We start from the raw sequence: 25,165 nt of genomic DNA, 5'->3' as shown, positions 1-25,165 counted from the left end.
ATCAAATAAAACAGGTATGATAAAAAAGAGTATCTCTTTAGTTGCCATTCTTCTCATAAGTATGACAACAGGAGCCTTACAAGTCATAGCACAGAAACAAGACCGTGTGGGGAAGCTCCTAAAACTCCTAAGTGAAAATGAAACCGAGAAATTTCAAAAAGGCCGCGAGAAGTTGGATGAGAAAACAATCCAGGCATTTGCAGCCGAAGTAGAACTAATGGACATCATGTGCCACCTGTGGACCCAACCGGATAATAAAAGTGTCGCCGACTACTACCCTACCTACGCTAAAGCCGTCAAAGGAAGTCTGCCCGCTATCTGCAACGAGAACGAAATAGATTTTGCTCCTTTGCGGGAACGTACCAACAAGGTGATAACCGAAGTCTTGAATACAACACAAGACAAACTCACATTAAGTAGACAATTAATAGAAGGAGCTAAAAGCAGTAAATATCCTATTTCACAGGCACAGATGGATCTCTTCTACCTAACGAGAGAAGATGCATTAATGAAAGATTGTGAAGAGAAAAATAACGCCGGCAAATATGAGAATTACTTTAATGAATTTCCGGAAGGCAAATATCTGGTAAAACTCATGAACGAATATAACCAACTCTTATACGACAACGTGAAACGGACACCCACTCATACCAATTTCAAGAACTTTTTCGATAATATAACTTTGAACCGTTATTTCAACGGAATGTCCGGCCGTAAATACACTCCGGAGGTACGTGATTTATATGATGATTATCTCTTTTCCATGATACAACAAGCGGGAGCACCGGTATCTAAGAAACAATGCATCAGTGATTATGAGAACGCATCTTATTTGGAAGAAGGCCAGCGCAAATATATCTCTGCACTGGAATACATAAAAGACAGTGTGGACTATGAACTAATGAAACCGGAAGTGAATAGCAACAGTAAACTGAGATTAGTTCGAGATTTTCTGACTACACATAAATACAGGGAGTTTCGTGACAAAGCACAGGACTTGTGCAAGCAGTTCGAAGATTCGGTGATATGGATTACTCCTGCTACGGTCAAATATTATAAAAAAGGAATACTGACGAAAACAGAAGAGAAGCAAAATAATAAAAATACCACAGAGGTATATACCTATCTGGAAAACGGAAAGCCGGCGGGTATAGACATTACTACCGGTAACCTGCAATTCCATACCTCTTTCTTTTACGATGCACAGGATAGATGTACACAGGAAATACAGATAAATACCAAAACAAAAAAAGAAATATATAAGAGAACAAGAACATTTGATACCGATGGAACAATTCAGAGTGATTCACTGAAATATACCGATGGCAGACTGGTATTGAGCAGCTACAATCGTCAGGGAAAACTAATAGAAGAAAAGGAGTACAATAAAGATGTCATGCTTTCGTCCACAATGCATCAATATGACAGTAAAGGAAATGAAATAAAATCACAATATGTATTGCCGCTCCCTAAAAATCCGCTACCGACACAAATCAGTTCACAGACAGATGTATATGAATATGATAAATACGGTTATCTGGCAAAAATCATTTCTACACAAATACTGGTAAACAACGAAAAAAGAGTCTGCTCACAGTATTTCGTGTATGATGAATTTGGGAACCAGATAGATAGCAACATGTATTATGAATACGATCAGGCCGGACGATGGATACGGAAAACAGCAAAGGGAAATCCGGAGATAACGGAACAAATAATAATTAAATAGAACAAACAGATAGATTTTTGATTGTCTCTATAAACATTTATGGGTTTTCGTATGTTAATAGTGTATAGTTAATAACCAAACATTATGAATACATTATTAATGTCTTTAATATTTATAACCATGACTTACGAGATGCCTAAACTTCCGTACGCTAATAATGCGCTGGAACCTGTAATCAGTCAGCAAACTATAGATTTTCATTATGGTAAACATCTGCAAACCTACGTAAATAATCTCAATAGCCTTGTTCCGGGAACCGAGTTCGAAGGTAAGACCGTAGAAGAGATCGTAGCAAAAGCGCCGGATGGTGCCATTTTCAATAATGCCGGACAGGTACTGAATCATACACTCTACTTTTTACAATTTGCAGGAAAGCCTTCAAAGAAAGAACCTTCCGATAAATTGGCAGAAGCCATCAAACGTGACTTTGGTAGCTTTGAAAACTTTAAAAAAGAATTCAATGCAGCTGCAGTTGGATTGTTCGGTTCAGGTTGGGCCTGGTTGTCAGTAGACAAAAATGGCAAACTGCACATCACTAAAGAAGCCAACGGAAGCAACCCGGTACGTGCCGGACTGAAACCGATTTTAGGCTTTGACGTGTGGGAACATTCCTACTATCTGGATTATCAGAACCGTCGTGCAGATCATGTAAATGCCCTTTGGGACATTATCGATTGGGAAGTAGTTGACAAACGAATGTAATAAACCCCTCAACATTGTAAAAAAGACTGTCACTCAATATTGAGTGACAGTCTTTTTTTTAGATTCAGCCTATAAACGCGAAGTTATCAAAAAAGTAACTACAAGCTTTCTGAAAGAAAAGATGTGAGATGGAATATAAATATTCGCCCTTATATAACCAGCTGATTTTCAAGAAATAAGATTCTCTTATATAAAGACAGACAAGAGTGTACACTTATCCGAATATGAATTGTACACTTTTACCATCCTATATTGTACGCTTTTGATATACTAAAGTGTACAATATAGAATGGCATATCCAAAGCGTTAAAAACAGCATTAACAATATTAACAAATTACACATTTGCCGGATGAATCTTTTTTATACATCCATTAAAAATAATCCTCCGTTTTGCCGTTTTTCTGCATCTTTTTCATTTACTTTGCCCCTGTAAAAACAAAGGGGTGCCCTATAAGGGGCTGAGATTATACCCTGGAACCTGATGCAGTTAGCACTGACGTAGGGATTGTGTTACTTTTATCGCCTCCACCATTAGCACTCTCTTTGTATTTACTTTCATTATAATTTTAATTCTGTAGCAATGAAAGTACAAGTTAACAACAAAGAAGTAAAAATCACCGATGCTTCTACCATCACCCAACTGACCGAACAGTTGGAACTTCCTTCGCAAGGCATTGCCATCGCGGTAAACAATAAAATGATTCCACGCACAGAGTGGGATAAATTTGTACTGCATGAGAGTGACAATCTGGTTATTATTAAAGCAGCTTGCGGAGGATAAAAAATGATCAATCTACAATTTATTACCCACCGGACAGAAAAGTATTCGTATCTGGACTCGGCACGTATGGCACTCGAAGGCGGATGCAAATGGATACAACTACGAATGAAAGAGGCCCCGCTTGAAGAGGTAGAAGCCGTTGCCCTGCAATTGCAACAAATGTGCCGGGAATACGAGTCCATCCTAATATTGGATGACCATGTAGAACTGGCAATTAAGTTAGAAGTAGACGGAGTACATCTGGGTAAAATGGATATGCCAGTAGCAGAAGCCCGCCAACGAATGGGAGAGCAATTCATCATCGGAGGAACAGCTAATACCTTTGAAGATGTGAAAATGCTATATGAGGCAGGAGTTGATTATGTAGGGATAGGTCCCTTCCGCTTTACTACAACTAAAAAGAATCTGAGTCCTGTGTTAGGGCTGGAAGGATACACATCCATTCTTTCACAGATGGAAAAAGAAGATATCACGCTGCCGGTAGTTGCCATCGGAGGAATTACTTTCGAAGATATCCCCGACATTATGAAAACCGGAGTAAATGCTATCGCCCTTTCCGGTACCATCTTGCGGGCAGAAAATCCGATAGAGGAAACCAACCGTATTCTATCAATTAACTTCTAAAAAAGATTCCTCTCGATAATTCATAAATTATAATTCACAAATCACAGATATGGAAAAACTTATTATTGCGGGACGTGAGTTCAACTCCCGTATTTTCTTAGGAACAGGCAAATTCAACTCTAATGAACTGATGGAACAATCTCTTCTGGCATCGGGCACTGAAATGGTGACAGTAGCTATGAAACGTATTGATATGGATAACAAAGAAGATGACATGCTGAAACATATCATCCATCCGCATATTCAGTTATTGCCCAATACGTCGGGAGTAAGAAATGCCGAAGAGGCTATATTTGCCGCACAAATGGCACGTGAAGCATTCGGTACAAACTGGCTGAAACTCGAAATTCATCCCGACCCACGTTATCTCCTTCCCGATTCTGTAGAAACCCTGAAGGCAACTGAAGAATTAGTGAAATTAGGCTTTGTTGTACTCCCCTATTGCCAAGCCGACCCTGTGCTTTGTAAACAACTGGAAGAAGCCGGTGCTGCAACAGTAATGCCACTGGGTGCTCCTATCGGAACAAACAAGGGGTTGCAAACGAAAGAATTCCTGAAAATTATCATCGAACAAGCCAATATCCCTGTAGTAGTAGATGCCGGTATCGGTGCTCCAAGTCATGCGGCAGAAGCCATGGAGTTAGGTGCATCTGCCTGTCTGGTCAATACAGCCATTGCGGTAGCAAGTGATCCGTTAGAAATGGCCAAAGCATTCAAGATGGCAGTAGAAGCCGGACGTATGGCTTATGAAGCTGGTTTAGGCATGCAAGCGGATAACCTCATAGCAGAAGCAAGCTCTCCGCTTACAGCATTTCTAAACATACAATAAATACCTGCGACATCGACGCACTGTAATTTAACAACTAAGTATATGGAACAAAAAATAAAATTCCCACGCTCTGAGAAAGTGTATATACCCGGCAAATTATTCCCCGAAATACGGGTAGCTATGCGTAGAGTAGAACAAGTGCCAAGCACAACTTTCGATGGTGACGAGAAGATTATAACACCCAATCCAAAGGTTTATGTATATGACACCAGTGGCCCTTTCAGTGATACCAATGTATCTATCGACCTGAAAAAAGGCTTACCACGCTTGCGTGAAGCATGGATTCTGAAACGGAACGACGTAGAACAATTACCCGAAATTACTTCTGAATATGGCCGTATGCGCCGGAATGACAAAGGATTAGATCATCTGCGCTTTGAACATATCGCTCTACCCTACCGGGCAAAGAAAGGTGAACACATCACTCAAATGGCATATGCCAAACGTGGTATCATCACCCCGGAGATGGAATACGTAGCTATCCGTGAAAATATGAACTGCGAAGAATTGGGTATAGAAACATACATCACTCCTGAATTTGTCCGTCAGGAAATAGCCGAAGGACGTGCTGTATTACCTGCTAATATTAATCACCCGGAAGCAGAACCTATGATTATCGGACGTAACTTCCTGGTGAAAATCAATACGAATATCGGAAACTCTGCCACAACCTCCGGTATTGACGAAGAAGTGGAAAAAGCCGTATGGAGCTGCAAATGGGGCGGTGACACACTTATGGATCTCTCAACAGGAGAAAATATCCATGAAACACGCGAGTGGATCATTCGTAATTGTCCGGTACCGGTAGGTACTGTCCCCATCTATCAGGCTCTGGAGAAAGTAAATGGGAAAGTAGAAGACCTTACCTGGGAACTTTACCGCGATACTTTGATCGAACAATGCGAACAGGGTGTAGACTATTTTACCATCCATGCAGGAATTCGCCGCCACAATGTACATCTTGCAGAAAAACGTCTTTGTGGAATTGTAAGCCGTGGGGGAAGTATTATGAGTAAATGGTGCCTTGTACATGACCGTGAAAGTTTCCTCTACGAGCATTTTGATGACATCTGTGATATTTTAGCACAATATGATGTAGCCGTTTCATTGGGAGACGGCCTTCGCCCCGGGTCTATCCACGATGCTAATGATGAAGCACAATTTGCCGAGCTCGACACCATGGGAGAGCTTGTAGTACGTGCCTGGGAAAAGAATGTGCAGGCATTCATTGAAGGGCCGGGACATGTACCTATGCATAAAATCAAAGAAAACATGGAACGTCAGATAGAAAAATGTCACAATGCTCCTTTCTATACCCTCGGCCCGTTGGTTACAGACATCGCTCCCGGATATGACCATATCACATCGGCTATTGGTGCTGCACAGATTGGTTGGTTGGGCACAGCAATGCTTTGCTATGTCACTCCGAAAGAACATCTTGCTCTGCCCGACAAAGAAGACGTACGCGTGGGAGTGATCACTTACAAAATTGCTGCTCATGCAGCCGATCTTGCGAAAGGACATCCCGGTGCACAAGTACGTGATAATGCACTAAGCAAAGCCCGTTATGAGTTCCGTTGGAAAGACCAGTTCGACCTTTCACTTGACCCCGAACGTGCTTTCTCCTATTTCCATGCCGGGCGGCATACAGACGGAGAATATTGTACGATGTGCGGTCCTAACTTCTGTGCCATGCGTCTGAGTCGTGAACTCAAAAACACAAAGAAAGAAGAATAAACAGATATGGAAAGAATCGACGAGTTTCGTAATGCCCTGTTGGTGCATATCTCTGAATTGAACATTGAACCAATAGTAAAATCTCTCAGCCTTCATCCGGAGGAATTACCGGATATGTACAAACTCACTTTCGACAGCAAACGCCTCGTTTCATGGCGTGCATTATGGGTTTGCGAAAAGCTAAGCGAGGTTCATCCCGGTTGGTTTGTCCCGTTACGGGAAGAACTGACAGGACGCTTGTTGAGTTGTACACACGACGGTTCAAAACGTCTGCTTCTTTCCATTCTCTTCAATCTTCCGGTACAGGAACCTATATCTGTTCCTCTGCTGAATTTCTGTTTCGACCGTATGTTCTCGCCCGCTGAAAGTATCGGAGTACAAGCTTTGTGCATCAAGACCGCTTACCGGCTCTGCCAGAAAGAGCCAGAACTGTTGGGTGAATTACGTATCATTCTCGAAAGTGTTGAAACAGAATTCTTTTCAAAAGGAGTAACAACAACAATCCGGAATACACTGAAGAAAATAAATCAGACTACAAAAAGAAAAAAATAAAATGTTTTCAGATGAATTAGATAAAATATCCTGGGAGGAGACGACGAAAGCCATCTATTCCAAGACAGATGCCGATGTACGTCGGGCATTAGGAAAAGAACATTGTGACGTTAATGACTTCATGGCATTAATCTCACCAGCCGCAGCCCCTTATCTTGAGGTCATGGCACGGCTTAGTCAAAAATATACAATGGAGCGTTTCGGAAAGACGATTTCCATGTTCGTGCCTCTCTATCTTACCAACTCATGTACCAACTCATGCGTCTATTGCGGTTTCCACATCAGCAACCCGATGAAGCGTACTATATTAACAGAAGAAGAGATGGTAAATGAGTACAAAGCCATCAAAAAACTGGCTCCTTTCGAGAACCTGCTGTTGGTGACAGGAGAAAACCCAGCTGCCGCAGGAGTACCGTATATAGCACGGGCACTCGATCTGGCAAAACCCTATTTCAGTAATTTGCAAATAGAAGTTATGCCACTGAAGGCAGAGGAATATAAAGAACTGACCCATCACGGTCTGAATGGCGTTATTTGCTTTCAGGAAACCTACAACAAAGCGAACTATAAAACCTACCATCCCCGTGGCATGAAGTCTAAATTTGAATGGCGCGTTAATGGTTTCGATCGCATGGGACAGGCAGGTGTTCACAAAATAGGTATGGGTGTACTTATAGGCCTGGAAGAATGGCGTACCGACGTGACAATGATGGCATACCACCTGCGCTATCTGCAAAAGCATTACTGGAAAACCAAGTATAGTGTGAACTTCCCACGTATGCGCCCTTCCGAAAATGGCGGTTTTCAGCCAAACGTTGTTATGAACGACCGTGAACTGGCACAACTCACCTTTGCCATGCGTATCTTCGATCACGATGTAGATATCTCCTACTCCACCCGTGAGAGTGCGGAAATCCGTAATAATATGGCAACATTAGGTGTAACTACTATGAGTGCCGAAAGCAAAACAGAGCCGGGCGGATATTACAGCTATCCACAAACGCTCGAGCAATTTCATGTCAGTGATGAGCGCAAAGCCACAGAGGTAGAAAAGGCTCTGAAAAAGCTGGGGCGCGAACCGATATGGAAAGACTGGGATCAGACTTTTGATTATAAACAACAATGAGAATTTAATATATTTACGATTAGACAATTTACGATTTACGATTGAAAAATGATTTTCTATATTGGATATATATAAGTGGGAGGACTAATTTCAATCGTAAATTGTAAATCGTCCAATAGTAAATATATTCAGTAATTTCAATCGTAAATCGTAAATTGTCCAATAGTAAATATATCCATGCGTTACAACAGACAAATAATTCTTCCGGAAATTGGAGAAGAAGGACAAGCCAAGCTAAAAGCCGCTAAAGTTCTGATAGTCGGTGTGGGAGGACTCGGTTCTCCTATCGCCCTTTATTTAGCAGGAGCAGGAGTCGGTACACTGGGACTCGTAGATGACGATGAAGTAAGTATCAGCAATCTGCAACGGCAAGTATTATACACAGAAGATGAATTAGGTGATTTTAAAGCAGTATGTGCCGCCATGCGCCTTACAGCACTCAATAGTGAAATTACAGTAAACTCCTGCCCGGGCCGATTGAGCAAAGAAAATGCTAAAGACCTTATCAGTGACTATGATATTGTTGTGGACGGTTGCGACAACTTTACTACACGATATCTGATCAATGATGTCTGTGTAGAACAGGGTAAACCCTATGTCTACGGAGCCATCTGCGGCTTTGAAGGTCAGGTATCTGTATTCAACTACGGCAAGACCAAAAAGACATACCGGGATTTATACCCCAACGAAGAAGAGATGCTACGTATGCCTCCTCCACCTAAAGGAGTAATAGGTGTCACACCTGCCATTACCGGAAGTGTAGAGGCTACCGAAGTTTTAAAGATAATCTGCGGTTTTGGAGAGGTTTTAGCCGGTAAACTATGGACAATTGACTTGCGGACATGGCAATCTAACATATTTTCACTATAAACGTTGGTCTCGCAAATAGTTAATTACTAACTTTGCTAAACAAACTGTTTAACATAAAAAATGAAGCTTATTGTAGTTACCACCCCCACCTTCTTCATTGAAGAGGATAAAATAATTACTGCTCTTTTTGAAGAGGGTCTGGATATTCTACATCTTAGAAAACCGGAAACTCCCGCTATGTATTCAGAACGTCTTTTGACACTCATACCGGAAAGATATCACAATCGTATAGTAACACATGAACATTTCTATCTGAAAGAAGAATTCAATCTGATGGGAATTCATTTGAATAGTCGTAACCCTAAAGAACCACATGATTACGCCGGACACGTAAGTTGTTCATGTCATTCAGTAGAAGAAGTAAAAAATAAAAAGCATTTTTACGACTATGTGTTCATGAGCCCTATCTACGACAGTATTTCAAAAGTCAATTATTACTCTACATACACTGCCGAAGAACTTCGCCAGGCACAAAAAGATAAAATTATAGACTGTAAAGTCATGGCCCTTGGAGGCATCAACGAAGATAATTTACCGGAAATAAAAGATTTCGGCTTCGGTGGTGCTGTAGTATTGGGAGATGTATGGAATAAATTTGATGCCTGTTGTGACCGTGATTATCTGGCGGTAATAGAGCATTTCAAGAAACTGAAAAGACTGGCTGATTAAGAGAGCATAGTCATTCTATAAAAAAACTCCCACTTCATTCTTGATGAATAAGGTGGGAGCTTTGTTTATTAATAAAAACAGTCAGGGGTTATCTTAAAATTTATATCCTAAAGTAATAGCACAGTTTATATTTTTTGGATTGGAGTCAATGTTCATATCCATCAACTTCACCAAACCAAACTGCCCGTCGAGTCCTACTATAATCCGACCAAACTCAGCCGCAACACCAACTCCTAAGCCTGCATCAAAACGATCAAAAGCATCACTGCCAAAAGTGTTTTCTTTTATATCTGTCTTCGCTCCTCCAATCCTCATTTTTGTTCTGGTTTTCCCTCCTACTCCATAAGCCATATACGGACCGGCACTTACCACAATATTTGTATTATTAGCCACATTAAAACGTGCTGCCATCATAATTGGTAATTCAAAATACATAGCGTTGAATTTCACATCAGCTTCATCGCCAGAAACAGTTGCACTAAACTTAGCCCCCTTCTGGGATAAGAATAAGGAAGGTTGTAATAACCATGTATCATTAAAGGCATATTCCATTCCTACCCCTAATTTAACACCAACTTTTGCACTCACATCCAGATCACCTGTAAAGTTGCTAATATTCATACCGACTTTAGCATTCCATGAAACCTGTGAGAAACCTGCTACCGATAATAAAGCAAACATCACTAACAAAATACTTTTCTTCATGATTTTAGTGTTTTAATTAATAAAAAGTCTTTTAGCCTCTGTATCTAACAACAATATACAAATGTATAATCTAATTACACACAAAACAAATATTAAGTCAACAATTACAAAACAAATAGATATTACATACTAAAAAAGGGAATTCCCTATTTACCGGAACTCCCTTCCCTATTTTTATTAGAAAATAAAGAATCTTCGCTCTAAATTTTCAAAATTGGTTTATTAAAATTCATAGTGGAAACCAAAGCTCAGATCTTCACTACGTAAGCTGATACCAAAGCCATCTTCTTTTACTGTATAATCATCTCTGAAACCAACAAAGCCACATTTAGCAATAAGACTAAAACTCTTGTTCAGTTTAAGAGCGATACCCGGTTGTAATCCGATTTCATAACCGTTAATTGCATCATCAGCATCTTTCACGCGGCTTGTAGAAAATCCCAAACCACCGTCAACAAACAGTCTTACAATCTTATTCTCATAATATGAAAAACGAGCATAAGGTGCAATAGCAACACTATTTGTCTTCAATCCCTTCAAATAGTCATGAGCATACGAGAAAGTTACACCTACCGCCCATTTCTCACTGAGGTTATAACCAACTTCCGGAGCTATTGTAAAATTTGTTCTATTGGCATCAGTATTACGCCATAAATTGAATGTACCACCCATGTAAATATCCTGCGCATTCACAGACAAAGTTGCAACCACAACAAACAAAAATACTAATAGTTTTTTCATTTTTCTTTTTATTTTAAATTAAACATAAAATAGGCAAGCATCCGGTGTCTATTTATTTTCGGGGCGCAAAGGTATAACAAGAGTTCTGATTATACAATTTTTTAGTTAGTTTTTTATAAAATACCCAAACAAGGAAAATAAAAGAGGGAAACCTGTTTGAATGGCTTCCCTCTCTCAAAATTAATATACAGTACTAATTATCAATCTTCTATCGCTGCTTGTGCGGCTGCAAGTCTTGCAATAGGTACTCTGAACGGAGAACAGCTCACATAGTTCAATCCCACTCTATGACAGAACTTCACAGAAGATGGTTCACCACCATGTTCACCACAAATACCACATTTCAAGTCCGGACGAACAGCACGGCCTTTTTCTGTTGCCATACGTACCAATTGGCCTACACCCTTCTGATCGAGTACCTGGAATGGGTCTACTTTCAGAATCTTCTTTTCCAGATAGACTGGAAGGAAGGAAGCGATATCATCACGAGAATAACCAAAGGTCATCTGAGTCAGGTCATTTGTACCGAATGAGAAGAACTCGGCAGAAGAAGCGATACGGTCGGCAGTCAGGGCAGCACGTGGAATTTCAATCATTGTACCTACCTTGAAGTCGATACGATCACCTACTTCAGCAAACAGTTTTTCAGCTTCCGCACGAATCACGTCTTCCTGTTGTTTAAACTCATACAGGATACCGGTCAGAGGCACCATGATTTCAGGATGAGTCTCAACCCCCTCTTTCTTCAATTCAAGTGCAGCACCTAAAATAGCACGTGTCTGCATCTGAGTAATTTCAGGATATGTATTTCCTAAACGGCAACCACGGTGGCCCAACATCGGATTGTGCTCACAAAGTGACTCTACACGCTGTTGAATATATTGCAGGCTTACACCCATTGTATTTGCCATTTCCTGCTGTCCTTTCAAATCATGCGGTACAAACTCATGCAAAGGAGGATCAAGCAGACGTACAGTCACCGGACAACCTTCCATTGCCTTGAATATTCCCTTAAAGTCAGCCTGCTGGTACGGAAGGATTTTAGCCAATGCCTTACGACGTCCCTCGGCATCTTCTGCCAGAATCATTTCACGCATTGCCTTAATCTTTTCTCCTTCAAAGAACATATGCTCCGTACGGCAAAGCCCAATACCAACGGCACCAAAATCACGGGCTACTCTCGCATCATGCGGAGTATCGGCATTAGTACGTACCTGAAGTTTTGTATATTTATCGGCCAATGCCATCAATTCGGCAAAGTCACCGGAAAGTTCAGCAGCTTTGGTTTCTACCTTACCCTGATAAACTTCACCCGTACTACCATTCAATGAAATGTAATCACCTTCTTTCAGCAAAACACCATCTACTTCAACCGTGCGTGCTTTATAGTCAATATTTAATGCACCTGCACCTGAGACGCAACATTTACCCATACCACGAGCCACAACAGCAGCATGTGAAGTCATTCCACCACGTGCAGTAAGAATACCCTGTGCCACAGCCATACCTGCAAGGTCTTCAGGAGAAGTCTCAACACGTACCATAACCACTTTCTTACCCCCTGCAGCCCATTCGGCAGCATCATCAGCAAAGAAAACGATTTGTCCGGTTGCAGCTCCCGGAGAAGCCGGCAAACCACGAGTCAATACTTTCGCTTGTTTCAAAGCATTTTTATCGAATACCGGGTGAAGAAGTTCATCCAGTTTATTGGGTTCAACACGCATCAAAGCTGTTTTCTCGTCAATCATTCCCTGATGGAGCAAGTCCATAGCAATTTTCACCATAGCCGCACCGGTACGTTTTCCGTTACGAGTCTGCAGGAACCACAATTTACCTTCCTGTACAGTGAACTCCATGTCCTGCATATCGCGATAATGATTTTCCAGTTTAGTCTGCAATTCATCCAATTGCTTATAAATTTCGGGCATTGCCTCTTCCATTGAAGGGAATTTAGCAGCACGAATATCTTCGGTCACACCAGCCAGTACGGCCCAGCGTTGAGAACCAATCTTAGTAATCTGTTGCGGAGTACGAATACCTGCTACAACGTCTTCACCCTGTGCATTAATCAAATACTCACCATTGAAGAGATCTTCACCGGTAGCGGCATCACGTGAGAAGCAAACACCCGTAGCAGAAGTTTCACCCATATTACCGAACACCATAGCCTGTACACTGACAGCTGTACCCCATTCATCAGGAATTCCCTCCATCTTACGGTAAAGGATCGCACGTTCGTTCATCCATGAATTAAATACTGCACATACGGCACCCCAAAGTTGTTCGTAGGCACAAGTCGGGAAATCTTTTCCGGTCTGTTCTTTTACAGCAGCTTTGAAACGTTTTACAAGTTCTTTAAGATCCGCCACTTCAAGTTCATTGTCCAGCTTCACTCCTTTTGCATGTTTCACGTCTTCGATGATAGCTTCAAACGGATCCACGTCTTCCTTGTTCACAGGTTTCATACCCAACACCACATCACCGTACATCTGTACAAAACGGCGATAAGAATCCCATGCAAAACGGGCATTCCCGGTCTTACGGGTCAATCCTTCCACTACCTCGTCATTCAACCCCAGATTAAGAATCGTATCCATCATACCCGGCATAGAAGCACGTGCTCCGGAACGAACGGAAACCAGCAAAGGGTTCTCAATATCGCCGAACTTCGACTTCATCAAGACTTCAATATTCTCAATTGCTTTTTCTACTTCATTTTTCAGGAGAGCTACGACTTTATCTTGTCCCAGTTCATAATATTCGGTACAAACGTCTGTTGTGATAGTAAATCCGGGAGGAACAGGAACCCCGATAAGGTTCATTTCTGCAAGATTGGCACCTTTGCCACCTAATAAATTCTTCATGTCGGCCTTGCCTTCTGCCTGGCCATTACCAAAAGTATAAACTCTTTTTTTGTCCATAATATGTATTTAAAGTTGTCTATTGGGTTTTTCTGTTCGCAAATCTAAGTATATTTCGTAAACCAAAAAACTTTTAGCGAAAAAAGTTTCTGCTAAAATGCAATTTCGACATTGCAATCTTTATTATTTCAAAGGATAGAGATAAATCCCGAAAAAATGCCTATTTTTGCGAAATAATTTATTAGACTGGTGTAAAAGTGGCAAGAAAGAGAAAAGAGCTTCCCCTACTGGAGAAGATAACAATTACGGATGTGGCTGCCGAAGGAAAAGCCATAGCAAAAGTAAACGACCTGGTGATTTTTGTTCCTTACGTAGTACCGGGTGATGTAGTAGACCTGCAAATCAAACGTAAAAAGAATAAATATGCCGAAGCAGAAGCAGTGAAGTTTCACGAACTCTCTCCGATACGTGCCGTTCCTTTCTGCCAGCACTATGGTGTATGCGGTGGCTGCAAGTGGCAAGTGTTGCCTTATGCAGAGCAAATAAAATTCAAGCAGAAACAAGTAGAAGATAATCTGAGACGTATTGGTAAAATTGAACTGCCGGAGGTATCTCCTATCCTGGGTTCTGCCAAAACCGAATTCTACCGGAACAAACTGGAGTTCACTTTCTCCAACAAGCGCTGGCTCACCAACGAAGAAGTAAAACAAGATGTGAAATACGATCAGATGAATGCTGTAGGTTTCCACATTCCCGGAGCATTTGATAAAGTATTGGCAATAGAAAAATGCTGGTTGCAGGATGATATATCCAATCGTATCCGCAATGCAGTACGCGATTATGCCTACGAACACAATTACTCATTCATCAACCTGCGTTCTCAGGAAGGTATGCTTCGCAACATGATTGTCCGCACATCATCTACAGGAGAATTGATGGTAATTATCATCTGCAAGATTGTAGAAGAGAGCGAAATGAAACTTTTCAAGCAACTGTTGCAATACGTAGCAGATACATTCCCCGAAATAACTTCCCTCCTATACATTATTAATAATAAGTGTAACGATACTATCAATGATCTGGACGTACACGTATTCAAAGGCAACGATCATATGTTTGAAGAGATGGAAGGACTGCGCTTCAAAGTAGGACCGAAATCATTCTACCAGACAAACTCGGAGCAAGCATACAATCTATATAAAATAGCCCGTAACTTTGCTGGATTGACCGGAAACGAACTGGTCTATGACCTTTATACGGGTACGGGAACCATCGCTAACTTCGTATCACGTCAGGCTCGCCAAGTAATCGGTATCGAATATGTGCCCGAAGCCATTGAAGACGCAAAAGTAAATGCAGAAATTAATGACATCCATAATGCACTGTTCTTTGCAGGAGATATGAAAGATATGCTGACGCAGGATTTCATCAACGAATACGGACGTCCGGATGTAATTATAACCGACCCTCCCCGTGCTGGAATGCATCAGGATGTAGTGGATGTTATCTTGTTTGCCGAACCCAAACGAATTGTATATGTCAGTTGTAATCCGGCCACCCAGGCACGCGACTTACAACTGCTTGATGTGAAATATAAGGTGACAGCCGTGCAACCGGTCGATATGTTCCCACATACGCACCATGTAGAAAATGTAGTATTGCTTGAACTCAGATAAAAGAGAAAAAATGGCTAAAGAAAAAAGACCTAAAAGAACCCCGGCTGAGAAAGCCCGGGCACAATATACCGGTTATTTAGTGAAGGAACCAATGGACCTCATGGGATTCCTCGCTGCTAAAATGCCGGATGCCAGCCGTACAAAGCTGAAATCATTATTAAGCAAACGTGTGGTTTATGTAGACAATGTAATAACCACTCAGTTTGACTTTGCTTTAAAGCCGGGTATGAAGGTACAGATCAGCAAAGATAAAGGCCGGAAAGAATTCAATAACCGCCTGCTGAAGATTGTGTACGAAGATGCCTTTATCATTGTAATAGAGAAAAAGGAAGGTTTGCTTTCAGTGAACACCGAACGCCAGAAAGAACGTACAGCCTATACCATCCTGAATGAATATGTACAACGCTCGGGCAAACACCACCGCGTATACGTAGTACATCGTCTGGACCGCGATACATCAGGCATAATGATGTTTGCTAAAGACGAAAAGACCCAGCATACTTTGCGCGAATACTGGCATGATATTGTTACAGACCGTCGTTATGTAGCAGTTGTGGAAGGCGAAATGGAGAAGGATCACGGCACAGTAACCTCCTGGTTAACAGACCGTACATTGTATGTAAGTTCCAGCCAATACGATGATGGTGGCTCCAAATCAATCACACATTATCACACCATCAAACGTGCCAACGGATACTCATTGATGGAACTCGATCTGGAAACAGGACGTAAGAATCAGATTCGTGTACATATGCAAGACTTGGGACATCCCATTATCGGTGACGGAAGATATGGTGGCGAAGGTGTTCCCAACCCTATTGGCCGATTGGCTCTGCATGCATTCAAACTTTGTTTCTATCATCCGGTGACAAACGAACTAATGGAGTTTGAGACGCCGTATCCGCCTAATTTCAAAAAGTTGTTTCTAAAGCAATAACCATATACCATAAATTTCATCCTAAAAACAACTGCAAATCAGACTATAAAAAAGTACGTACTTTTGGGGTATAAAAGTACGTACTTAACACACTGTTAATATGCATTTTAAGTCACTGTTAAAATACTATATTAGTAGTTGGATATTAGCATGCTATCCAAAGAATAAATAATAACTTTAGTTTGCTTCCAACGTGACGCTGAACTCATAATTTCCATCTGCATAAAGCTCACCATAAAGGAAACGTCCGGTGATATACACTCCTCTGATCTCTAACAGAGGATAATCCGGACCATAATCCAGATATAACGTTCCCATATCTATCCACCAATTAAGCCTCAGGGTACCAGCTTCACCGCCACCATCTTCGGCATAATAAAACTGCCTATCTACTGCATAATCATTTCCTTTGAAGGTGATGCCACTTTCCAGCGCATAAGGTCCATCAATAAACCCCAGATCACCCACCCACGTACGCCCAATGAGATAATCATAAATGGTTTCATCATCTTCTTCACAAGAAGAAAAGCCAACAGCCAGCATGGTCAATACCAACAGCAACTTTATAGGATTCAATATTTTCATATTCGTTATTTTATTCTTTTACAAATGTCACTTCTATACCATCCAATTTACCAGAAAGATAGTTCTGACGTACCCAGACATTATCAAAATAGTGAATCTCTCCGGCACCACGATCCAGTTTCAACCCTTCCATTTCCTGATCTATCCATTCCCAATCAAAATTATAACTTTCAGTACGTGCAGGACGTGATTCGCCGACACGATAATAGTTGAATATCTCTTGTCCGCTCCTATCTTTCGTAAATTTCAGCTGATGGACACACTTCATATTATCTTCTGTATAATTTTCCGACCACGTTTTTCCACACAACTTTTCATCACTATTACGTAAATAATCATCTGTGTAGTAAACATCGTCACCACCACAAGCATTTAAACCAAGTGTCAATACTAATAACAATATAAATCGTGCATAGTTTAATTTTCTCATATTCTTATGACTTATAGTTAATATATGACGACAAATATAGCGTTTTTAATCAACGATGTGTGAATAAAGCCTGCTTTTTTATACCTTTGCGGCCATAAACGTTAAAATTCTTGCATGAAAATTCTTTGGCTCGACTTAAATAGCTCTTATGCCCACTCCTCTTTGGCGTTACCGGCACTGCATGCTCAAATTGCAACAGATAACTCCATCGAATGGGAAATCGTATCAGCTACTATTAATGAAAATGCAGGTATGGTGGCAAACAGTATCTATTATCACCAACCGGATATCATTGCCGCCACCAATTGGCTGTTCAATCACGAGCAGTTACTACATATTGTTTCAAGAGCTAAAGCGTTGCTTCCGCAATGTTGTGTAGTTATGGGAGGACCTGAGTTTTTGGGAGACAACGAAGCGTTTCTGCGCAAGAATCCATTTGTCAGTTGTGTGTTTCGTGGAGAAGGTGAAGAGGTATTCCCACAGTGGCTTGAGTGTTGGAACCAACCGGAAAACTGGAATACCATTGCCGGATTGTGCTACCTTGATAAAGAAGGAGGCTATCGCGACAATGGAATTGCCCGCGTCATGGAGTTTGCCAATCTCATTTCGCCAGAACAAAGTCGCTTCTTCAACTGGAGTAAACCATTTGTACAACTTGAAACAACACGAGGCTGCTTCAACACGTGCGCCTTCTGTGTAAGCGGTGGAGAAAAACCGGTACGGACACTCTCTATAGAGGTCATCCGTGAACGCTTAAAAGAGATCCACCGACATGGTATCAAGAACATTCGCGTACTTGACCGTACCTTCAATTACAATAACAAACGGGCCAAAGAACTACTCAATCTGTTTCTCGAATTTTCTCCTGATATCTGCTTTCATCTTGAGATACACCCGGCCTTGCTCTCCGAAGAGCTGAAACAAGAACTTGCCAAGCTTCCCAAAGGTTTGCTCCATCTGGAAGCCGGCATTCAGAGTTTGCGTGAGCCTGTGCTCGAACAAAGCCGACGGATGGGACGCTTATCCGATGCACTGAACGGACTGAAATATCTCTGTGCACTGCCCAATATGGAGACTCATGCCGATCTTATTGCCGGACTACCGCTGTATCATCTCTCCGAAATATTCGAAGACATACGAACCCTTGCCGAATATGGAGCAGGAGAAATACAATTGGAATCGTTAAAGTTGCTTCCCGGTACAGAAATGCGGAGAAGAGCGGAAGAATTAGGGATTCAATATGCCCCACTCCCACCTTACGAAGTGTTGCAAACCAGGGAAATCAGTGTAGATGAGCTACAAACAGCCCGCTACCTCTCACGATTATTAGATGGTTTCTATAACACTCCTGCCTGGCAGTCTATCACGCGAAAATTGATTCTGGAAAACCAAACATTTCTACACGAACTTTTAAATCATCTGATAGAGATTGGGCTGATAGACCAACCACTGAGTCTGGAGAAAAGAGGATTGATTCTGTATGAATTCTGTAAAAAGTACTATACTGACTATCAGACGCAAGTAAGCATCGCCTGGATAGAGGCGGGTATGTCGTTAAAGAAACTTCCGGCTGAAAAAGTCAAAACCAAGCGGCAGGTTCCTCCTGAAACATGGACAATCCTCTATGGTGAATACAAAGAAACACTGCGTTTGTGCTTCTTGCCAATAAATCAGGAAGGACAAGCCGGTTATTGGTTTGGATTTGAATCGGAAATACAGAAAATCGAACCGGTTTTTAAGGCGTTCACAACATGATACGCAACATAGCAAATGTCAAAATCATTGTATGATAACCTTAAAGACCGCATTCTGAACTTTCACAAAATAAATCCCAGTTGAAAAAGAAGATATATCAATTGTCCGGTTCCATGTTTCTATAACCTTGACTCCCAAAGCATTGTATATACAAATCGTCTCACCATCATCAGTACCTTCAATATTCAAGACATCCGAAGCCGGATTCGGGTATATCGTCACAGCTGTTTGATTTTCGATCCTATTGATATCCGTTGGCACGTCTATGATATTAATACGAGTCTCTAAAATGCTGTTCCATTTATTTTTAGTATTTCCCTTTCCGCTTATTCTGACATAGCGGGCTTTACAAAGACCTATGTAAAACGTCTCCCAACGATCCGTATTTCCTCCGGATTGCCCATTAAAAACTTCTGTCCAGTTTTCATCATCCGTCGAAAGCTCTATTGAGAAGTTAAACTTACGCTTATGTCCATCCCAAAATGCAATATCAACCGTTGCTATTGTTTCTTCTGATAGTAAATCGTACTTAATCCATTGTTCACCTTCGGCCGACCAACGTGTATTGAAATCCCGATCCAAAGTCTTTTCCGGAGTATTTGTCGTACCGGTTTCATAAGTACTTGCCGTCACGTTTATATTCACTGCCTCGATAGGCGGTTCCGGTAAATCACCTACTTCCGGCATTTCACCTTCGGCCAGTTTTACAACTTCACTTCCGGCCAACAGGAAAGCTCCGACTCCATAGTCCCAAGTCGATTCAGCATTTAAGGGATAGTTTGATTCCGGCTTGAAACCAGGTCCTTGAACATATCCTAAAAGTCCGTTTTTATGAACCGCAATCGTAGTCATTCCATTCCACGCTTTGAGAACCACAGGCAGATAAAACTCTCTATCGAGTACTCCGTGATTTATTCCCCAAGATAAGCCATATACAAAAAGGGCTGTACCGCTTGTTTCCGGACCTGCCAGATGTTCCGGATCTGCCAAATTTCTATTCCAGAAGCCATCTTCACGCTGACAGGCTTTTAAAGCTGCTGCCATTTCGGTCAGCAACTGAACATACTCCACTCTATAAGAATGGTCGGCAGGCAGATCATTCAAGACACGAACACAAGCAGCAACCGCCCAACCATTTCCACGAGACCAACAGACTTTCTTCCTATTGGGACTCAGGCTCTTGGCAGGTACCTGCGTACTATCACGAAACCAAATGTGGTCTGTTTCATCATAAAGTTTCCAACGCGTTTTTGAATAGGTATGCATAGCATGCATCCGTTCAAAATAAACGTTATCTTTATACAAATCTCCCAGTTTCGAGAAAAGAGGCATCGCCATAAAATAAGAATCTACCCACCACCAATCGTCAATAGATTCCTGCGGATTAGTAATTAAATTATCCACACACTCTTTAATAGCCTGTATCTTATACTCCTGTTTATTTTTATCCAACTGATACAAATCAATGTAAGTTTGTCCACACACTTGCCCGTCAGCACCATGCTTGTCGGCATTTACTCCCAACGCCCACTTATTTTTTTCGGCCCATAAGGTCATATAATCAAGTAACTTCTGATCCTGATAAACCTTATAAAACTCCATACACCCTGTGAAATAAGCGGATTTTACCCAATCGTTAGTTCCTGCGGAAATTGCATTGTTGGTCATGTAATAGTTGTTCACTAAAGCCATTTGCTGAAGGACTCCATCTTTGTAGGCAACTGCGATATAGTTGCACTAACAGATAGAATGGGCACACAACAAAAGGAAACCAGTAATCGTGTTCTCATAATGCATTCATGTAATTTCATGTTCTTCTTGCTTTACTATTTGTGTTGTATAATATTAAACTCTCGCAATATACAAATCATTAAATAATTGAAAAAGATTAATCACATTTTTTTCATATAATCCTGTTAATAAATTCAATCGTCATATGCCCCCAAACTCCTATTCTAAACTGAAAAGAAAATCAAAAAATCAGTCTCCACTTTTAATATACAATACCTGCCCATAGCACTTTCAATCAATAAAGATAGTTATTTATCCAACCGAAAGCAATTAATTACTAATATTAATTCTCTACCTTTGTACCATTGACTGAAAGATAAAATATACAGAAACAATGAAAAAGTTCATCAAGGGCTTCCGGTTCACCCCTTCTAATTACCCGGACGAGATAGAAGATAAAATTCAAAAATACAGAAAACAAGGCATAAAACTCCCTCCACGAAAGGTACTCCGTACACCGGAACAGTTGGAAGGTATACGCGAAAGTGCTAAAATCAATACTGCACTGCTGGATTATGTTTCCGAGAACATTCGTGAAGGCATGTCTACAGAAGAAATCGACCGTATGGTATATGACTTCACAACGAGCCACGGTGCTATCCCTGCCCCACTCAATTATGAAGGATTCCCCAAAAGTGTATGTACAAGCATCAACGAAGTAGTATGTCACGGTATACCAAGTAAAAATGAAATTCTGAGTAGTGGAGATATTGTTAATGTAGATGTTTCAACTATCTATAAAGGATATTTCTCAGATGCCTCACGTATGTTTATGATTGGAGATGTAAATCCGGAGATGCGACGGCTGGTACAAGTCACCAAAGAATGTATGGAAATAGGCATCGCTGCTGCACAACCCTGGGCACGACTGGGCGATGTAGGTGCCGCTATCCAAGAACATGCCGAAAAAAACGGATATAGTGTAGTACGTGATCTTTGCGGACATGGAGTAGGCATGCATTTTCATGAGGAACCGGATGTGGAACACTTTGGCCGCCGGGGTACAGGTATGATGATTGTTCCAGGAATGACATTTACCATAGAACCAATGATAAATATGGGTACATACGAAGTATTCATAGACGATGCGGACGGATGGACTGTCTGTACGGACGACGGAATGCCGTCGGCACAATGGGAAAACATGATTCTGATAACTGAAACCGGTAATGAAATACTGACGTATTAACTCATGGAACTGATTTTACTCATTGTCACTATCATCCTACTGATTGGGCTCATCATTTTAATACTGACTAAAAATAACGGGCAGGCACAAAGTGAGCAACTGCAAACTGCTTTGCGACAGCAAATGCAGGAGAACCGTGAAGAGCTGAATCGTAGCATACGCGAACTCCGCATGGAAATGACGCAAGCCCTCAATCAAAGCATGCAACAGGTGCAGGATGTACTACACAAAAATATGATGACCACCGGAGAACTGCAAAGACAGAAGTTTGATACAATGGCACGTCAGCAGGAAATGTTACTAAAATCTACAGAAAAGCGTCTGGATGACATGCGACTCATGGTAGAAGAAAAATTACAAAAGACGCTGAACGAACGTATCGGGCAGTCTTTTGAGATAGTGCGGTCACAGCTTGAAAATGTGCAGAAAGGATTGGGAGAAATGAAATCTCTGGCACAAGACGTAGGAGGGTTGAAAAAAGTGCTGAGCAATGTAAAAATGCGGGGCACTTTCGGTGAAGTACAATTGGGAGCATTACTGGAACAAATGATGAGTCCCGAACAATATGATGCCAATGTCAAAACGAAGAAAAGCGGAACTGAATTCGTGGAGTTTGCCATCAAGCTACCGGGTAAAGATGATGCTAACAGTACGGTATATCTCCCTATTGATGCGAAATTTCCAAAAGATGTCTACGAGCAATACTATGATGCCTTTGAAGCAGGAGATACCGTACTGATAGAATCATCCGGGAAACAACTGGAGAATACAATCAAAAAAATGGCAAAAGACATTCATGATAAATACGTCGACCCACCTTACACAACAGACTTTGCTATCCTGTTTCTGCCCTTCGAGAGTATTTACGCAGAGGTTATACGTCGTACAGCCTTAGTAGAGATGCTGCAAAAGGAATACAAAATCGTAATTACAGGACCAACCACTCTGGGTGCCATTCTAAACAGCCTGCAAATGGGCTTCCGCACACTTGCCATTCAAAAAAGAACGGGAGAAGTATGGACTGTGCTGGGAGCGGTAAAAACAGAATTCAGTAAATTTGGCGGATTACTTGAAAAAGTACAAAAGAATCTGCAAAATGCCGGTGATCAGCTGGAAGAGGTAATGGGAAAACGTACCCGTGCCATCGAAAGAAAACTCCGGCAAGTGGAACAATTGCCACATGAAGAAAGTCAGAAAATTCTGCCTATCGATGAAAGTGAAGGAGATGACGAATAACATAAAGAAATAAGTTTTACTTACAACAAAGAAAGCATTCCCCCTTCTTCCGCCTTATTTTTGTAAATTCTTATAAAAAATCAAATTATTGGTCGTAGAGAAACGGTTCGTTTCTCTACGACCAACGAAGTGTTTCTCGGTGTGTTTCGGATCGATCTTCTACGAGTAAAAACAGCATCCTATAACCACTTCATAATCAACTGTTTAACAAAATAAAAGTTTGTATATTTTTCTTACCCAACTAACATATTCAGTCTTTTCATTTCTGTTTCTTTTTCTATCCACAAATATTTACAACAGCAAATAAAGTCGCAAAAAATAGTCATTTCTTCTTGGGTAATACCAGATAGAGTACAATATATCCTAAAGCACCTGCCAGAACCGTACCTGAAAGGACTCCGAATTTAGCCTGATTCAACAATATAGGATATGTGGAGCCGAATGAAAGATTAGCAATGAACAATGACACGGTAAAACCAATACCACCCAACAAAGAAACACCTGCTATATTCTTCCAATTCATACCTTCCGGCATAGGTGTCAGCCTGCTCTTAATAGCCAGCCAGGTAAAGAAATAAATCCCCAAAAACTTACCACACAGTAAACCTAAAGCTACTGCTATACTGACCTTGCCCATTACTTCTCCCCCTCCACTAAACACAACTCCTGCATTTACAAAAGCAAACAATGGTAGAATAATGTAATTGACTGCTCCATGAAGATTATCTTCCAAAGATTGTAAAGGGCTAATTACACGGTCGGAAGCAGACTCTACCTGTTTCAACTTGGCAATTTGCTCATTAGTAAGAACAATGCTGTTTCCTTCCATAGTCGGGAATGTATTGATTATACGGCGGATACGCTCAATATACTTACCAACATGTAGCTGAGGTTTGGCCGGAATTATAAAGGCAAACAGTACCCCGGCAATCGTACTATGAATACCTGATTGCAAGAAAAGATACCAGATAATAACCCCAATAATCAAAAAGAACAATTTATTGGTTGCTCCATGTTTACCGATAAAATAAAGTAGTACAAAAAGCAAAGCAGCTACCAGCAGATATCCATAAGCCACATGCGAACTATAAAAGACTGCAATAACAAGAATACCGCCAATATCATCGACCACAGCAAAAGCTGTCAGAAAAATTTTCAGACTTAACGGGACACGTTTCCCCAATAAGCTAAGCACACCCAATGAAAAAGCAATATCTGTAGCCATCGGAATGGCAAGCCCCTGTCCTTCGGGAGTGTACGGGGTACAAATAAACGAATAAATAAGAACAGGAATCAGCATACCACCACAGGCTGCAATAAACGGTAATACTGCTTTACGGAAAGAAGACAACTCTCCCACCAATAATTCACGTTTTATCTCCAACCCAACTAACAGAAAAAATACAGTCATCAACCCATCGTTAATAAACTCAATCATAGTCAGATTCTGACCTCCATGTGAAAGCAGATTGAAACTTCCTATCCGGAAATGAAGTTCATGTGAAAGAAACTCCTGGTAGGCAGGAGCCAACGGAGAATTAGCAATAATAGCAGCAGCTATGGCAGTTACAAACAACAAAATACTCGCCACAATATTCATAGCCGAGAAATTCCTCATTGAACGTAAGATAGTCATAAT

At 41.2% G+C, this 25,165-nt stretch carries 22 protein-coding genes and 1 riboswitch; of the genes, 15 read left to right on the top strand and 7 right to left on the bottom strand.

Features of this window, described 5'->3' with window-relative positions; all coding sequences use genetic code 11:
- Positions 1 to 16: 16 nt before the first annotated feature.
- The 10 genes from K8P02_RS06555 (at position 17) to K8P02_RS06510 (ending at position 9,620) form a co-directional block, all read left to right on the top strand.
- Complete coding sequence (locus tag K8P02_RS06555; protein WP_223382140.1) at positions 17 to 1,729, top strand: hypothetical protein; 1,713 nt, start codon at positions 17 to 19, stop codon at positions 1,727 to 1,729.
- 84 nt (positions 1,730 to 1,813) lie between these two features.
- Positions 1,814 to 2,431, top strand: a complete 618-nt coding sequence (locus K8P02_RS06550; RefSeq protein WP_223382138.1) for a superoxide dismutase — start codon at positions 1,814 to 1,816, stop codon at positions 2,429 to 2,431.
- A gap of 430 nt (positions 2,432 to 2,861) precedes the next feature.
- Positions 2,862 to 2,954: riboswitch (TPP riboswitch) on the top strand.
- 58 nt (positions 2,955 to 3,012) lie between these two features.
- Positions 3,013 to 3,213 (top strand): sulfur carrier protein ThiS, encoded by a 201-nt coding sequence (thiS, locus tag K8P02_RS06545; protein ID WP_025867280.1) that lies wholly within the window; start codon positions 3,013 to 3,015, stop codon positions 3,211 to 3,213.
- A gap of 3 nt (positions 3,214 to 3,216) precedes the next feature.
- The gene (locus K8P02_RS06540) at positions 3,217 to 3,837 is read left to right on the top strand and encodes a thiamine phosphate synthase (protein WP_025867279.1); all 621 of its coding nucleotides are present in this window, start codon (positions 3,217 to 3,219) and stop codon (positions 3,835 to 3,837) included.
- A 49-nt stretch (positions 3,838 to 3,886) separates the two neighbouring features.
- Positions 3,887 to 4,666: a thiazole synthase gene (locus K8P02_RS06535; protein ID WP_025867278.1), complete on the top strand. Its 780-nt coding sequence runs from the start codon at positions 3,887 to 3,889 to the stop codon at positions 4,664 to 4,666.
- Between the two features lie 42 nt (positions 4,667 to 4,708).
- Positions 4,709 to 6,403, top strand: a complete 1,695-nt coding sequence (gene thiC / locus K8P02_RS06530) for a phosphomethylpyrimidine synthase ThiC (RefSeq protein ID WP_223382136.1) — start codon at positions 4,709 to 4,711, stop codon at positions 6,401 to 6,403.
- A gap of 6 nt (positions 6,404 to 6,409) precedes the next feature.
- Positions 6,410 to 6,955 carry a hypothetical protein gene (locus K8P02_RS06525; RefSeq protein WP_025867277.1) on the top strand — a complete coding sequence of 182 codons (546 nt, stop codon included), beginning with the start codon at positions 6,410 to 6,412 and terminating at the stop codon, positions 6,953 to 6,955.
- A 1-nt stretch (position 6,956) separates the two neighbouring features.
- The gene (gene thiH, locus K8P02_RS06520; protein ID WP_195660729.1) at positions 6,957 to 8,081 is read left to right on the top strand and encodes a 2-iminoacetate synthase ThiH; all 1,125 of its coding nucleotides are present in this window, start codon (positions 6,957 to 6,959) and stop codon (positions 8,079 to 8,081) included.
- A gap of 177 nt (positions 8,082 to 8,258) precedes the next feature.
- Positions 8,259 to 8,951 carry a HesA/MoeB/ThiF family protein gene (locus tag K8P02_RS06515; protein ID WP_025867276.1) on the top strand — a complete coding sequence of 231 codons (693 nt, stop codon included), beginning with the start codon at positions 8,259 to 8,261 and terminating at the stop codon, positions 8,949 to 8,951.
- 60 nt (positions 8,952 to 9,011) lie between these two features.
- Positions 9,012 to 9,620 carry a thiamine phosphate synthase gene (locus tag K8P02_RS06510; protein WP_002559929.1) on the top strand — a complete coding sequence of 203 codons (609 nt, stop codon included), beginning with the start codon at positions 9,012 to 9,014 and terminating at the stop codon, positions 9,618 to 9,620.
- Between the two features lie 93 nt (positions 9,621 to 9,713).
- Here the strand turns inward: K8P02_RS06510 and K8P02_RS06505 are convergent, their stop codons facing one another.
- From K8P02_RS06505 to ppdK, 3 genes are all read right to left on the bottom strand, one after another.
- Positions 9,714 to 10,325, bottom strand: coding sequence for a porin family protein (locus K8P02_RS06505; RefSeq protein ID WP_002559928.1), 612 nt, complete (start codon positions 10,323 to 10,325; stop codon positions 9,714 to 9,716).
- Positions 10,326 to 10,547: 222 nt separating this feature from the next.
- Positions 10,548 to 11,066 (bottom strand): outer membrane beta-barrel protein, encoded by a 519-nt coding sequence (locus K8P02_RS06500; protein WP_007485861.1) that lies wholly within the window; start codon positions 11,064 to 11,066, stop codon positions 10,548 to 10,550.
- Between the two features lie 200 nt (positions 11,067 to 11,266).
- Positions 11,267 to 13,987: a pyruvate, phosphate dikinase gene (ppdK, locus tag K8P02_RS06495; protein WP_007485863.1), complete on the bottom strand. Its 2,721-nt coding sequence runs from the start codon at positions 13,985 to 13,987 to the stop codon at positions 11,267 to 11,269.
- Between the two features lie 197 nt (positions 13,988 to 14,184).
- Between ppdK and rlmD the strand changes: the two genes are divergently transcribed.
- Both rlmD and K8P02_RS06485 read left to right on the top strand, forming a co-directional pair.
- On the top strand, positions 14,185 to 15,603 hold the full coding sequence (gene rlmD / locus K8P02_RS06490; RefSeq protein WP_025867275.1) for a 23S rRNA (uracil(1939)-C(5))-methyltransferase RlmD: 1,419 nt from the start codon (positions 14,185 to 14,187) through the stop codon (positions 15,601 to 15,603).
- Positions 15,604 to 15,613: 10 nt separating this feature from the next.
- Positions 15,614 to 16,540: an RluA family pseudouridine synthase gene (locus K8P02_RS06485; protein ID WP_002559850.1), complete on the top strand. Its 927-nt coding sequence runs from the start codon at positions 15,614 to 15,616 to the stop codon at positions 16,538 to 16,540.
- Between the two features lie 177 nt (positions 16,541 to 16,717).
- Here the strand turns inward: K8P02_RS06485 and K8P02_RS06480 are convergent, their stop codons facing one another.
- A complete protein-coding gene (locus K8P02_RS06480; RefSeq protein ID WP_195350335.1) occupies positions 16,718 to 17,125 on the bottom strand; it encodes a hypothetical protein in 408 nt (135 codons plus the stop codon).
- A gap of 10 nt (positions 17,126 to 17,135) precedes the next feature.
- Positions 17,136 to 17,555: a hypothetical protein gene (locus K8P02_RS06475; protein ID WP_002559847.1), complete on the bottom strand. Its 420-nt coding sequence runs from the start codon at positions 17,553 to 17,555 to the stop codon at positions 17,136 to 17,138.
- Positions 17,556 to 17,669: 114 nt separating this feature from the next.
- Between K8P02_RS06475 and K8P02_RS06470 the strand changes: the two genes are divergently transcribed.
- Positions 17,670 to 19,310, top strand: coding sequence for a B12-binding domain-containing radical SAM protein (locus K8P02_RS06470; protein ID WP_002559846.1), 1,641 nt, complete (start codon positions 17,670 to 17,672; stop codon positions 19,308 to 19,310).
- A gap of 24 nt (positions 19,311 to 19,334) precedes the next feature.
- Here K8P02_RS06470 and K8P02_RS06465 read toward each other — a convergent pair whose 3' ends face one another.
- On the bottom strand, positions 19,335 to 21,002 hold the full coding sequence (locus K8P02_RS06465) for a glycoside hydrolase family 88 protein (protein WP_223382134.1): 1,668 nt from the start codon (positions 21,000 to 21,002) through the stop codon (positions 19,335 to 19,337).
- A 433-nt stretch (positions 21,003 to 21,435) separates the two neighbouring features.
- On the opposite strand from K8P02_RS06465, the gene map reads away from it, so the two are divergent.
- Positions 21,436 to 22,290, top strand: coding sequence for a type I methionyl aminopeptidase (map, locus tag K8P02_RS06460; RefSeq protein ID WP_025867171.1), 855 nt, complete (start codon positions 21,436 to 21,438; stop codon positions 22,288 to 22,290).
- Between the two features lie 3 nt (positions 22,291 to 22,293).
- On the top strand, positions 22,294 to 23,526 hold the full coding sequence (gene rmuC, locus K8P02_RS06455; protein WP_196039810.1) for a DNA recombination protein RmuC: 1,233 nt from the start codon (positions 22,294 to 22,296) through the stop codon (positions 23,524 to 23,526).
- A 322-nt stretch (positions 23,527 to 23,848) separates the two neighbouring features.
- Here the strand turns inward: rmuC and nhaA are convergent, their stop codons facing one another.
- Positions 23,849 to 25,162 (bottom strand): Na+/H+ antiporter NhaA, encoded by a 1,314-nt coding sequence (gene nhaA / locus K8P02_RS06450; RefSeq protein WP_002559842.1) that lies wholly within the window; start codon positions 25,160 to 25,162, stop codon positions 23,849 to 23,851.
- Positions 25,163 to 25,165 lie beyond the last annotated feature (3 nt).

The organism is Bacteroides nordii, assembly GCF_019930665.1.
Classification (GTDB): Bacteria; Bacteroidota; Bacteroidia; order Bacteroidales; family Bacteroidaceae; genus Bacteroides; species Bacteroides nordii.
This window is presented reverse-complemented; position numbering and strand designations above follow the sequence as displayed.